The following is a 12,415-nucleotide window of genomic DNA, read 5'->3' as shown; positions in this document are numbered from 1 at the left end:
ATTGTAGAATATAGAAGTGAACATGAAGTGAATTTTTAATGTTTTTTCCTTTAAAATGTAAAAAAGTACATCAACATAATTGTTGATGTACGATGGAATCAAAGGTGATCGGTCTTTTTAGAGTATGCACGTTTACCTTGCTGAATATTTTTTTGCTCTTGCTCATTTTTTTGTGTGCGTTTTGCATTATTATCGCGTGCTTTTTTGTCGTTATCACTCGTATGTGGCATATGTATCAACTCCATTTCTAAACGTTGTACGTTTATCATTTCCTTTTTCGTAAAGACTATGTATAGCGGTGCATTTATGAAGGGCAAAGGTGGATTCGAAATGGATTTGAAGTTGAATTATACTGAACTTATAAAGAAGTTAATCGTTGTAATCATCGCAGGTTTATTAAACGCGATTGGGATGAATTTATTTTTAACGCCAGCGAAAGTGTATGCGAGCGGCTTTGCTGGATTGTCTCAATTATTATCACAAATATTAGGTGATTTTTTATCGATTCACATATCTACGGGAGTATTGTTTAGCTTATTTAATATTCCTGTCGTTATTTTAGCGTGGAAAAAGGTTGGAAAGGCCTTCACCCTTTTTAGTTTTCTTTGTGTTATATTTATGACTTTGTTTCTAGAAATCATCCCTGTTAGAGCGGTTTCGAATGATATCATATTAAATGCGATTTTTGGCGGGATTATTTCGGCAATTGGAGTAGGGATTGCTTTAAAGTGGGGTGCTTCTACAGGTGGATTAGATATTATCGCCATGATTTTATCAAAAATAAAAGATAAGCCTGTCGGTACATACTTTTTCTTTTTTAATGCAATTATCATTATCGCTGCTGGCTATGTATATGGATGGGAAAAAGCGTTATATACGTTAGTGACTTTATATGTATCAACGAGAATTATTGATGCAATTCATACTCGTCATGTAAAGATTACAGCATTAATTGTTACGAAGAATGGGGCGGACGTAAGAAAGGCGATTCACTCGCGATTAGTAAGAGGAATTACAACGATACCAGCAACAGGTGCTTATACGAATGAAAATAAAGAAATGTTAATGATGGTTATTACCCGTTACGAGTTATACGAATTGGAGAGGATTATTAAACAAGTGGACCCAAGTGCATTTACAAATATACTGCAAACAGTTGGGGTGTTCGGATTGTTTCGGAAAGATTAAAGAGGACCAAAGTTGGTCCTCTTTTTTAATGTACATTCGTAATGTTTTGCAATTGCTCTTGCATTTCACGGAGCTGAACTTTTTCAGCAGTTGAAGAGTTTGCGTAAGCGGATTGCAAAGCATTTTTTGCTCTATAGACGAGATCTTGTTGCTCAGTACCACTTGAACAAGATACGGCATTTTCAACAGCATCTCTAGCTTGTTGGAATAGTAAGTTCCCCATTTAAACCCCTCCAAAAGAAGAGTTACTTCTTGCCTTTTCTGCCTCAGCTAATGTACCTCTGTACGGGAATCTTGCATCATGCTTCATAACAGCATCGGCTCCTTGTTGGATAAAACGCTTTGATTTGTTCTTTTTACCCATTCGAAAAACCCCCTTTATTTAGCTGAAAACAATCGACGCGATGTCTCTTGCGTCTACTTATAGTATGGACATTTGGCAGGAAACTATAAGTAGGGAATTTTTAGATTACAACCCAAGAACCTCTTCTAAATATAAAGCAATACCATCTTCTTCGTTCGTTAACGTCGTATGGTTTGCGAGTGATTTTAATTCAGGGATGGCATTCCCCATTGCGATGCCGTGACCAGCAAATTCAATCATTTCAAAATCATTATCTTCGTCACCGAAAGCGATAATTCGCTCTTGTGGAATGTTGTAATGACTAGAAATTTTTTGTAATCCAACCGCTTTATTTAATCCGCTTTTCACAATCTCAATAATCGGCCAAGGTGCGCCCCATTTTCTATGATCGATTACTTCCGCGTGCATATCCGTTAAATGTTGACGAATTGCAGTGGAATGCTCGTCATGTGCATCAATTAATAAGCAAGTTGGATGATCGTTTAAAATATTTAATAAATCTCCCGTAAAAATCTTAGGAGAGCCGAATTCAAAAATATGTTTTTTATCTTCATCAATTTCACGAACATACACATCGTCCATTACTTCCGCGTATATATTTTTTACGCCGAAATCAAAGCAAGCTCGTACAATTTCTTGCGCTGTTGCTAGCTCAAGAGGAGAGTGGTGTATTCCCCAGCTTGAATCAAGAGGATGATGTACGTAAGCACCGTTAAAGTTTACGATAGGTGTGTTAAGAGCAAGTTCTTTATAGTAATCATAACTAGCACGGAATGGACGTCCTGTTGAAATAACAACAATATGTCCCTGTTCCTTTGCTTTTGCAATTGTATGTTTCGTTCGAGTGGAAATTATTTTGTTGTCTGTTAATAAAGTACCGTCTAAGTCTAATGCGATTAAGTGTTGTTTGTTCATAATTTCACCTCTTATAATAATTTTTTTGTATCTATCTGTATTTCCGTTTTTAATATGCAGAAATAAGAGGTTAGACTCGGTGAAATCACCATAGATGGAAATTTCACTATATATCCATCTTACGTCTCAAAGTGCTGCGGTGTCTACTATTTATCGTTGGAAATTAAGAAAAGTCAACATCTTTTTAGAAAGTTCAAACAATGTTTCTTTCATTATGTACAAATTGTGAAAAGGGTTACATTGCTCGTGTGATGAGACTTATAATGAACATGTAATCTTCTCGTATATGTTTGACTCTCCTTTGAAACTAGCCTAGAGTAGGTTGGTTTCTTTTTTTTTCTACAAGTAGGAAAGAAATCCCTGCTTACGCTTGTATCATTCATATATATGTACAAGGACGAGATGTAGTACTGTTTCCTAAACATGACAGAAAACCTTTCTTTTAAAATGGATATACTAATGAGGCAAAGACGTCATGGAAGGAGAATGAAAATGGGACAAAATCGCAGGTTTCGTTCTGGACAAAAAGCGCCGAATGATGGTATTTATGTAGAAATTGGTGAAACGGGAAGTATGGTGAAAAATCCGCAAATGGTACAATTAACTGCCGGTGAAAAGTTTCCGGATAACACGAATCATAACCGTCAGTGGACATATAAAAGAAAACCGTAACAGAAGCCGCAATCGTTATTGCGGCTTTTTTGTCATTACACATTATAATTTCATTTACCATATTTTTAAAACAGTATAATGAATGCTTCCTTTTTCTTTTTCCAATAATAAGTTTGAAAATACATAGGCAAAATTATTGTATAAAAAAGTCAGTTGGCGTATAATCAAATCAAAGGTCAAAGAAAGTCAAACTTTTGGAGGGCTGTAAAGATGGACTTAAATCAAATGACAACAAAAACACAAGAGGCGATTATGAGTGCCCAATCTTTAGCGGTATCTCATCATCACCAAGAGGTGGATACTGTTCATCTATTACTTGCATTATTAGAAGAGCAAGATGGATTAGCAGTACGTATATTTCAAAAAATGAATGTTGATATAGAAGCATTAAAGCAAAGCGCTGAAAGCTTAATTAAAAAGAAACCTTCTGTAACAGGGAGCGGTGCAGAGGTTGGAAAATTGTATGTAACGAGCGCTCTGCAACAATTGCTTGTAAGAGCAGGGAAAGAAGCAGAAAAACTGCAGGATGATTACATTTCAGTCGAACATGTATTGCTTGCTTTTTCCGAAGAAAAAGGCGATATAAATCAATTATTTGCAAGATTGCATATTACGAAAGATAACTTATTACAGTCTTTAATGACAGTTCGGGGGAATCAAAGAGTGACTAGTCAAAATCCAGAAGCAACTTATGAAGCGTTAGAAAAATATGGCCGTGATTTAGTGGCAGAAGTGAGAGCTGGGAAAATTGATCCTGTTATCGGCCGAGATAGTGAAATTCGACGCGTTATCCGCATTCTTTCACGTAAAACGAAAAACAATCCTGTTTTAATTGGTGAGCCAGGTGTTGGTAAAACAGCAATCGTTGAAGGATTAGCACAGCGTATTGTGAAAAAGGATGTACCTGAAGGATTGAAAGATAGAACGATTTTTGCGTTAGATATGAGTGCGCTCGTAGCAGGTGCGAAATTCCGTGGTGAGTTCGAAGAGCGTCTGCAAGCTGTATTAAATGAAATTAAAAAGAGTGAAGGACGCATTTTATTATTCATTGATGAACTTCATACAATCGTTGGAGCTGGTAAAACAGAAGGTGCGATGGATGCAGGAAATATGTTAAAACCGATGCTTGCTCGTGGTGAACTGCATTGTATCGGGGCGACAACATTAGATGAATATCGTAAATATATTGAAAAAGATCCAGCACTAGAAAGACGTTTCCAACAAGTATTAGCAGAAGAACCAACTGTTGAAGATACGATTTCCATATTACGTGGATTAAAAGAACGCTTTGAAATTTATCACGGTGTAAATATTCATGACCGTGCGATTGTAGCAGCGTCAGTTTTATCAGATCGATATATTTCAGATCGCTTCTTACCGGATAAAGCGATTGACCTTGTTGATGAAGCGTGCGCAACAATTCGTACAGAAATTGATTCTATGCCTACAGAATTAGATGAAGTAACGCGTCGTATTATGCAGCTGGAAATTGAAGAAGCGGCTCTTGGAAAAGAAACGGATCGTGGTAGCCAAGAGCGTCTAAAAACATTGCAACGTGAATTATCGGATTTAAAAGAAGTTGCAAGTGGTATGAGAGCGAAATGGGAGAAAGAAAAAGAAGACATTCACAAAGTTCGTGACTTACGTGAACATTTAGAACGTCTGCGCCGTGAATTAGAAGAAGCAGAAGGTAATTACGATTTAAATAAAGCAGCCGAACTTCGTCACGGGAAAATTCCTGCAATCGAAAAAGAATTAAAAGAAGCGGAAGAAATGGGCGCGCATAATAAACAAGAAAATCGTTTATTACGTGAGGAAGTAAGTGAAGAAGAAATTGCAGATATTGTTTCACGCTGGACTGGTATTCCTGTTGCTAAACTTGTTGAAGGCGAACGTGAGAAATTACTACGCTTAGAGCAAATCTTATCAGAGCGTGTCATCGGACAAGAGGAAGCAGTAAGCCTAGTATCAGACGCGGTTCTTCGTGCACGCGCTGGTATTAAAGACCCGAATCGTCCAATTGGTTCCTTCATTTTCTTAGGCCCTACGGGTGTTGGTAAAACAGAACTTGCAAAAACGTTAGCGCAGTCTTTATTCGATAGTGAAGAGCAAATGATTCGTATTGACATGTCTGAGTATATGGAGAAACACGCTGTGTCACGCTTAATTGGTGCGCCTCCTGGATATGTAGGGTATGAAGAGGGCGGTCAATTAACAGAAGCGGTAAGACGTAAACCGTATTCAGTTATTTTGTTAGACGAAATCGAAAAAGCACATCCAGAAGTATTCAACATTTTATTACAAATGTTAGATGATGGACGTATTACAGATTCACAAGGAAGAACAGTAGACTTTAAAAACACAGTTATTATTATGACTTCAAATATTGGATCTGCTCATTTACTAGAGGGATTAGAAGAAGATGGTTCGATTAAAGAGGAATCAAGAGACCTTGTAATGGGGCAATTAAGAGGACATTTCCGCCCTGAATTTTTAAACCGTGTTGATGAAATTATTTTATTCAAACCTCTTACAACGAATGAAATTAAAGGCATTGTTGATAAAATTGTAAAAGAACTACAAGGCCGTCTAGCTGAACGTCACATTACAGTAGAATTAACAGATGCAGCAAAAGAATTTGTTGTAGAAGCTGGTTTCGACCCAATGTACGGAGCTCGTCCATTAAAACGATACGTACAACGTCAAGTGGAAACGAAATTAGCAAGAGAATTAATTGCAGGAACAATTACAGACAATAGTCACGTAGTTGTTGATGTAGAAAATAACGAATTAGTCGTTCATGTGAAATGAAAATAAAAAAGAGTTCGGATAAAATCCGGACTCTTTTTTTAGTGTTGTTCTACTGGCTCGTTTGGAATTGCAGCTGAAATTGCGAGTACTAATACAGCAAGAACAACTGAGAAAATAGACGCTTGGTTAAAGTCGTATGTACCGCCAGTCATAGAGCCAATTACGTAGCTCATCATATGTACAAGTAAGAACGACCAAATTAATGCCCAAATGAAACGCATATTTTACACCTCTATTCGTTCAATCTGTCCTTATTGTAACACAATTGAAAAAAGAATATAGAAAAATATTTGTAGATTTTTCAACGCAAATTTGCATTCCGTTCATACATTATAAAAGAGTGGTTTTATATGTTTAGAAAATAAGGCGGGGGAAAAATGAGTATTACGGAACGTTTTTTTTACTTAGAAAAAGAACCATGTGTCATTTATTTACCGGAGAAGCCAAATGGATTTTCTGTTATGCTCCTCGGTGATTATAACTACTTTATTGAGAATGGTACAAGTTTATGGACACAACATGCGGGTAAATCTTATTTCTTACATGGTCTTATTGAGCAAGGCTACACGGTCTTTTCCTCTAATTTATACGGAAGACATTGGGGGAACGATCAATCTGTTCGTCTGGCAAAACGTTTATATGATGTTGTTTTGAGAAAAGAGACGTTAAATGCGAAGATGCACATTATGGCAGATGGTATGGGAGCGCTTGTGGCACTTGAAATGATGAACAAATATCCTGAATGTATTCGTTCTGTTGTTATGTTAAATCCGTGTTTAGATTTACCAGAATATGTGGGTTTTGAGAAAGAGCATAAGTTTTTTTACAAGAGACTCGTGAAGGAATTAAGTTTGGCGTATGATGCCAAAGAAGAAGAATTAGATTTAAAAATAAATAAGAAATCATTTACGCTTCTTCCATCTTGTGTACCTGTTAAAATTTTCGTATCAACACAAGAAAAAAGAGGAAGAAAACAGCAGTTGCGGAGATATGAGAAAATGAGGCAATTAAATCAATGTGATACTTCTGTCTTATTCCATCTGCAAGATGTGAAATATAAAATGGTTAGGCAAACGACCGATTTCTTTAAAAAATATGAAGAAGAATTGTGAAGCTCCCATATACATAAATGAGGAGCTATTTGTTTCAAAGGGAAAGGGTTGGTGGTATGGAACGCGTGCTGATAATAGGTGCACTTACGTTTGTAGGTTATCACCTTGTGAATAAAATGATCGCAGAAGAAGTAGAAGTGTATGGTCTTGATTTTGATGAATTCGATAGTATGACCAAAATTAATGAAGAGAAGTTATTGTTAATTGGGCGAAATGCGTTATTTACGTATTATTCGATAAGAGATGAAGATGGATGGAGATCGGTAGAGGAAGAGAGATTCGATACTGTCTACTTTTGCTTATATGAGCCAAATCAGCAATGTGGATTTCGGAATGAAAGAGTCATATTACAATATTTAAAGCGAATTATAAGAATGTGTGAAGAACAAAAAGTGAAGTTAAATTTAATTTCTTCTATTGAAGTAAGTAGTACAGGTGAATCCGAAAATAAGCGACTATTTTTGAAAGTAGAAGAAGGGTTGAAAAAAGGGAATTTAAAATATAGTGTATTTCGAGTTCCTACATTATATGGACCGTGGCAACCATCCTTTATGATGTATCATCAGCTCATTTTATCAGAATTAGACGAGAAAGAGTGCCGTTGTACGAGTGAGGAAAAAGGAAGTGATTTACTTTACATTGAAGATGTATGTGAATACTTATGGGAAAATGGAACGAACGGGGCGCATCTTGGTATATACAATTTACTTAGTGGTAAACAGTCATTATGGGAAAAAGGTATGAATCTTTTACGCGCGGATGATAAAGTAAATAAAAATAATAATGAAATAAGAGATGAGGCTATCGAGGTAATTTCGATAAAAAGAAATACCCCGTTAGAATACGGTTTAAATAAGCAACTGGCACACATGAAAAAATATAAAGAGTTATACGAAGAGTAGCACGCGTGTTACACTATTGTATGTGAAAGTTTTAATGGAGAGGAAGAGTATAATATGAACGAAAAAAGCATGCAGTTTTTACAAATCGCAATGAAGCATTTACCGGAAGCAAAGGCAATTTTAGATGATAATGGAATTGCACTTGATATGGAGAAAGCACAGCCGGTGTTAGAGTTGTTAATGAAAGTTATGAACGAAGCTTATGAGCTTGGGAAAGCAGATAAAGAATAAAATCCTTCATTTTTGATGGAGGAGAGGCTCGAATCGTGAGTAGAAGCGGTTCGGGCCTTTTTATTTGGAATGAAACACGAAAAGGTATGATTCTGTTTCTTTTAATGAAAAATAAAGTGGATAATGCGTTAGCTTTCTGTTTTATGCGAAATATATTCTAGACAAAAATACATTTATGTTTTAAAATTAGTACCAAGTCATAATAATTGATATAAAACGGAGGGCTGCGATGTGAACGTGGGCATTTTAGGGATCGGAAGATATGTGCCAGAAAAAGTAGTCACAAATCACGATTTAGAAAAAATAATGGATACATCCGATGAATGGATTCGTACGAGAACGGGAATTGCAGAAAGACGCATTGCCGATGATACAATAGATACTTCATATATGGCCGTAGAGGCTGCAAAAAAAGCACTTGAAGATGCAGGGGTTAGCGGAGAAGATATCGATCTTATTTTAGTGGCGACAGTAACACCAGATCGTGCGTTTCCAGCAGTAGCTTGTGTCATTCAAGAAGCGATTGGAGCGAAACATGCAGCTGCAATGGATGTAGGTGCAGCATGCGCTGGTTTTATGTACGGAATGATTACAGCGCAGCAATTTATTCAAACGGGGACTTATAAAAACGTATTAGTAGTTGGTAGTGATAAGCTATCTAAAATTGTAGACTGGAATGATCGAAATACAGCGGTATTATTTGGAGACGGAGCCGGTGCTATCGTAATGGGAGCAGTTTCAGAAGGAAGAGGCGTTCTATCTTTCGAATTAGGAGCAGACGGAAGCGGCGGTAAGCATCTATATCAAGACGAGTATGTTATGATGAATGGCAGAGAAGTCTTTAAATTTGCCGTTCGTCAACTTGGTGAATCTTGTCTTCGCGTGCTGGATAAGGCTGGTCTTACAAAAGAGGATGTGGATTTCTTAGTACCGCATCAAGCGAATATTCGTATTATGGAATCTGCAAGAGAGAGGTTAAATTTACCACAAGAAAAAATGAGTATGACAATTGAAAAGTTTGGTAATACATCAGCTTCTTCAATTCCAATTGCAATGGTAGAGGAATTGCAAAATGGACGTATTCAAGATGGTGATTTAATTATACTTGTTGGTTTTGGCGGCGGATTAACATGGGGAGCAGTCGCTCTTCGTTGGGGTAAATAAGGACTGAGAGAAAAAAAGGAGTGTATTTTGTATGGAAAAAAAGAGGGTCGTAATTACAGGACTAGGAGCTGTTACACCGGTCGGAACAGATGTTGAAACAGCATGGGAAAACATTAAAAAGGGTGTATCTGGAATCGGGCGACTTACAAGAATTGATCCAGAACTATTTCCAGCAAAAGTAGCAGCGGAAATTAACGACTTTGAAGTCGAGAAATATATTGATAAAAAAGAAGCGCGCCGTATGGACCGCTTTACACAATATGCAGTAGCAGCAGCGAAAATGGCAGTTGCAGATGCAAAGCTTGAAATTACAGAAGAAAATGGACCTCGAATTGGTGTATGGATTGGATCTGGTATTGGCGGTATGGAAACATACGAAGAACAATTTAAGATTTTTACTGAGAAAGGCCCGCGCCGCGTGAGCCCATTCTTCGTGCCGATGATGATTCCAGATATGGCAGCAGGTCAAGTATCAATCGCAACAGGAGCAAAAGGAATTAACACTTGTTCTGTAACGGCTTGTGCATCTGGTGCAAACTCAATTGGTGATGCATTTAAAGCAATTCAGCGTGGTGATGCTGATGCAATGATTACAGGCGGAGCAGAAGCGCCGCTAACAAGTATGGCATTCGCAGGATTTAGCTCAGCGAAAGCATTAACATTTAATGAAGACCCAGCAACGGCTTGCCGTCCGTTTGATAAAAACCGTAGCGGTTTCGTAATGGGTGAAGGTTCAGGTATTTTAATTCTTGAAGAATTAGAGCACGCATTAGCTCGTGGTGCTCACATTTACGCGGAAATCGCTGGTTACGGTGCAACTGGTGATGCATTCCATATTACAATGCCTGCTCCTGGTGGTGAAGGCGGAGTGCGTGCAATGCGTCAAGCTTTAGCTGATGCAGGCCTACAGCCAGAAGATATTGATTACATTAATGCGCATGGTACAAGTACGGATGCGAATGAAAAATATGAAACGATGGCAATTAAAGAAACTTTCGGTGAGCACGCGTATAAAGTAGCAATTAGCTCAACGAAATCAATGACAGGTCACTTATTAGGAGCAGCTGGTGCTGTTGAAGCGATTTTCTCTATTAAATCAATTACAGACGGAGTAATTCCTCCAACAATTAACTATGAGACACCAGATCCAGAATGTGACTTAGATTACGTACCGAATCAAGCGAGACACCAAGAAGTAAACGCAGTATTAAGTAACTCATTAGGATTCGGTGGTCATAACGCAGTGTTAGTATTTAAATCGTATAAATAATAGATAAAATAAGGAGTTTTTCCGCATTATATTGCGAAAAAACTCCTTATTTATTTTTACGTCTTTTTCTCCTGTAGCATATACATAAGAAAAAGGAGGGATAAAGATGGGGATTGTTGAAACAGCTGAATGGCTACATTTATATTATGGACGGCCAGAAAAACTTTGTGAGAAATTTACGAAGTATATTCCGTTGCCAAAAGAAAGGTTGTATCGCTTTTTAATTTCAAAAGGGATGTATCGCCCGATCATGCGCGGGGAAAAGGAAATTAAAGAATTAGAGGAAAAGGAAATTTGGAAAGAGTTGAGCCTGGAGTATGATAAATTGAAAAATTGGTTGAAAGGTCCGGATGTCCCTGTCTTTATTTTATTATCAGATTCCTATAATCGAACTGTGCAAGAAGAGTATAACGGTAGGGCTGGATTATCTATGCGTCATGTTATTTTCTTATTCGTATGTGGACGGAATTCGGTAGAAGAATTAAAAGTGTTATTGGCGCATGAATACCATCACATATGCAGGTTACATCAAATTGAGACGAAAGAAACAGAATATACATTACTTGATACAATGATTATGGAAGGGCTAGCTGAGCAAGCAGTAACAGAAAGGTATACAGAAAAAAATAATGCACCGTGGACGAAGTATCTTTCAAAAGAAGAGGCTATTTATTATTGGAAAAATGTTGTACATGAAAGAATAAGTATAAAACGAGGAACAAGGGAACATGACATCTTATTAAATGGCTTTCACTCTTATCCGAAGATGCTTGGCTATGCGCTTGGATTTCATATTGTCAAAGATTGTGTAACTTTGGAAGGAGAAGATACACTTTCTTTATTATCTATAGATGCAAAAGAAATATTGAATAAAGCAAATACATTTCATATATAAAAAAACAGGGGCTCTATTTCCTGTTTTTTTTAGTATTAATAGAAGAAAAAATAATAATTAGAATATATTTCCTCAAGTGGAATAAAGTTAAGCAAAAATGAACATAATGATTGGTACAAACAGTAGTGAAGTGAGGGGTAGTGAATGTTATATCTACATGATGTATGGGTAAATTGGTTTGAAGGTGAAGAGAATGGGTATAACGTTTGTCATTTTTACGAATGGCGGAAAGATGATACGATTGAGCTATTAGATCAAGTGCCATTATTAAAAGTAGATGCCACATTATATCATTACATCGAGAACGAATTGTTAGAGCTTCCGCAAAAAATGCTGGAAGACGTACATCATAAGGCTTATATTCGTAAAAATCATGAACGTTTGCAGCAAGAGTATTGCTTTGTTGTTACAGATGGAAAAGGAATTATTGCGATTGACACAATTGGTTACAATGTACCAATTCGCAAAAGCAGACTTATACCACGCCAAGAGCAGATGGTATATGAGATGGTAGAAAACGTACAAGCAGAAAAGTATGAGTTCCAAGTAGAAGAAACAGAAAAAGAACACCACATTTTATCACCATCGCCTTTCATTATGAATGGCTTGACTCGTAAAGAAAGACAGCTGAAACAATTATTATTTATGGCGTTAGATCAATTACATACAACTAAAAATACAGCGGAGATTCGCTATTGGTACACTGAGTGGGATCCATCAGCATATGGAACGGTTCAACATATGGAGTTCGAGGATATTTGGGCTAGACTGTATGATGAAGCGAAAGCTGGCTGGTCTGAGAAACATGAACAATTATGCGAGCGTCTCGTAAAAGGACAGCCATTTTTTGAAAAGTTATGGGAAATGGAAAATGAGCAAAAGGTAAATTAA

General features: G+C 37.0%; 15 protein-coding genes. 10 read left to right on the top strand and 5 right to left on the bottom strand.

The window, feature by feature from the left end; all coding sequences use genetic code 11:
* Positions 1 to 98 precede the first annotated feature (98 nt).
* Positions 99 to 230, bottom strand: coding sequence for a DUF3941 domain-containing protein (locus CQ064_RS03605; protein ID WP_001120851.1), 132 nt, complete (start codon positions 228 to 230; stop codon positions 99 to 101).
* A gap of 100 nt (positions 231 to 330) precedes the next feature.
* Here CQ064_RS03605 and CQ064_RS03600 point away from each other — a divergent pair, with 100 nt between their 5' ends.
* A complete protein-coding gene (locus CQ064_RS03600; RefSeq protein ID WP_000364446.1) occupies positions 331 to 1,188 on the top strand; it encodes a YitT family protein in 858 nt (285 codons plus the stop codon).
* 25 nt (positions 1,189 to 1,213) lie between these two features.
* On the opposite strand, the gene CQ064_RS03595 is transcribed toward CQ064_RS03600, so the two are convergent.
* From CQ064_RS03595 to CQ064_RS03585, 3 genes are all read right to left on the bottom strand, one after another.
* The gene (locus CQ064_RS03595) at positions 1,214 to 1,411 is read right to left on the bottom strand and encodes a DUF3813 domain-containing protein (RefSeq protein ID WP_000527408.1); all 198 of its coding nucleotides are present in this window, start codon (positions 1,409 to 1,411) and stop codon (positions 1,214 to 1,216) included.
* Entirely contained in the window at positions 1,412 to 1,552 is a 141-nt protein-coding gene (locus CQ064_RS03590; protein ID WP_000516816.1) for a hypothetical protein, read from the bottom strand.
* Between the two features lie 105 nt (positions 1,553 to 1,657).
* Positions 1,658 to 2,467, bottom strand: coding sequence for a Cof-type HAD-IIB family hydrolase (locus tag CQ064_RS03585; RefSeq protein ID WP_001041229.1), 810 nt, complete (start codon positions 2,465 to 2,467; stop codon positions 1,658 to 1,660).
* 492 nt (positions 2,468 to 2,959) lie between these two features.
* Between CQ064_RS03585 and CQ064_RS03575 the strand changes: the two genes are divergently transcribed.
* Together CQ064_RS03575 and clpB are read left to right on the top strand one after the other, a co-directional pair.
* Positions 2,960 to 3,139 carry a YjzC family protein gene (locus CQ064_RS03575; RefSeq protein WP_000531422.1) on the top strand — a complete coding sequence of 60 codons (180 nt, stop codon included), beginning with the start codon at positions 2,960 to 2,962 and terminating at the stop codon, positions 3,137 to 3,139.
* 210 nt (positions 3,140 to 3,349) lie between these two features.
* Entirely contained in the window at positions 3,350 to 5,950 is a 2,601-nt protein-coding gene (gene clpB / locus CQ064_RS03570) for an ATP-dependent chaperone ClpB (RefSeq protein ID WP_000365411.1), read from the top strand.
* Between the two features lie 38 nt (positions 5,951 to 5,988).
* Here clpB and CQ064_RS03565 read toward each other — a convergent pair whose 3' ends face one another.
* Positions 5,989 to 6,171 (bottom strand): YjzD family protein, encoded by a 183-nt coding sequence (locus CQ064_RS03565; protein WP_001211116.1) that lies wholly within the window; start codon positions 6,169 to 6,171, stop codon positions 5,989 to 5,991.
* A gap of 156 nt (positions 6,172 to 6,327) precedes the next feature.
* On the opposite strand from CQ064_RS03565, the gene CQ064_RS03560 reads away from it, so the two are divergent.
* From CQ064_RS03560 to CQ064_RS03530, 7 genes are all read left to right on the top strand, one after another.
* Positions 6,328 to 7,062 carry a lipase family protein gene (locus CQ064_RS03560; protein ID WP_000028688.1) on the top strand — a complete coding sequence of 245 codons (735 nt, stop codon included), beginning with the start codon at positions 6,328 to 6,330 and terminating at the stop codon, positions 7,060 to 7,062.
* 29 nt (positions 7,063 to 7,091) lie between these two features.
* Positions 7,092 to 7,964: an NAD-dependent epimerase/dehydratase family protein gene (locus CQ064_RS03555; protein WP_000487723.1), complete on the top strand. Its 873-nt coding sequence runs from the start codon at positions 7,092 to 7,094 to the stop codon at positions 7,962 to 7,964.
* 54 nt (positions 7,965 to 8,018) lie between these two features.
* Positions 8,019 to 8,195: a ComZ family protein gene (locus tag CQ064_RS03550; protein ID WP_001986215.1), complete on the top strand. Its 177-nt coding sequence runs from the start codon at positions 8,019 to 8,021 to the stop codon at positions 8,193 to 8,195.
* Between the two features lie 231 nt (positions 8,196 to 8,426).
* The gene (fabH, locus tag CQ064_RS03545) at positions 8,427 to 9,359 is read left to right on the top strand and encodes a beta-ketoacyl-ACP synthase III (RefSeq protein ID WP_001100533.1); all 933 of its coding nucleotides are present in this window, start codon (positions 8,427 to 8,429) and stop codon (positions 9,357 to 9,359) included.
* Positions 9,360 to 9,390: 31 nt separating this feature from the next.
* Positions 9,391 to 10,629 carry a beta-ketoacyl-ACP synthase II gene (gene fabF, locus CQ064_RS03540; RefSeq protein WP_000412656.1) on the top strand — a complete coding sequence of 413 codons (1,239 nt, stop codon included), beginning with the start codon at positions 9,391 to 9,393 and terminating at the stop codon, positions 10,627 to 10,629.
* A gap of 106 nt (positions 10,630 to 10,735) precedes the next feature.
* Positions 10,736 to 11,524: a DUF2268 domain-containing putative Zn-dependent protease gene (locus CQ064_RS03535; RefSeq protein ID WP_000513281.1), complete on the top strand. Its 789-nt coding sequence runs from the start codon at positions 10,736 to 10,738 to the stop codon at positions 11,522 to 11,524.
* Positions 11,525 to 11,668: 144 nt separating this feature from the next.
* Positions 11,669 to 12,415, top strand: coding sequence for a YjbA family protein (locus CQ064_RS03530; RefSeq protein ID WP_000966129.1), 747 nt, complete (start codon positions 11,669 to 11,671; stop codon positions 12,413 to 12,415).

This window comes from Bacillus sp. MYb78 (genome assembly GCF_002975115.1).
GTDB classification, from domain to species: domain Bacteria; phylum Bacillota; class Bacilli; order Bacillales; family Bacillaceae_G; genus Bacillus_A; species Bacillus_A cereus.
The sequence above is the reverse complement of the archived record's forward strand: the minus strand, read 5'-3'. Positions and strand labels throughout refer to the sequence as shown.